Origin of the sequence: Cobetia sp. SIMBA_158 (assembly GCF_046566945.1) — a bacterium.
GTDB lineage: Bacteria > Pseudomonadota > Gammaproteobacteria > Pseudomonadales > Halomonadaceae > Cobetia > Cobetia amphilecti.
The window spans coordinates 1-259 of the sequence record NZ_JAWJYL010000599.1 but is presented as its reverse complement, the minus strand read 5'-3'; the positions used below and the strand labels follow the sequence as shown (position 1 = coordinate 259).

1 protein-coding gene is annotated in these 259 nt (G+C 45.6%); it reads left to right on the top strand.

The genetic code is table 11. The features are described from left to right. Positions 1 to 259 (top strand): alkaline phosphatase (locus R2R70_RS21230; protein WP_410979083.1); only part of this gene is annotated, 259 nt, incomplete at both ends.

Below are 259 nucleotides of genomic sequence, written 5' to 3'. Positions count from 1 at the left end.
CTAATACCGAAGCGGTTACAGAGTCGGGCAAGGCGAAAAATGTTATTTTATTTGTAGGCGACGGTATGGGTATTTCTACCGTTACGGCTGCACGTATTTTAGCGGGTCAGCTTGAAGGCGGCATGGGTGAAGACTACCAACTTAGTTTTGAAACCATGCCTTACTCAGGCTTTGTTAAAACGTACAACGTAGATGCACAAACACCTGATTCAGCAGGCACAATGACGGCAATGGTGTCAGGTGTTAAAACTGATGTTGG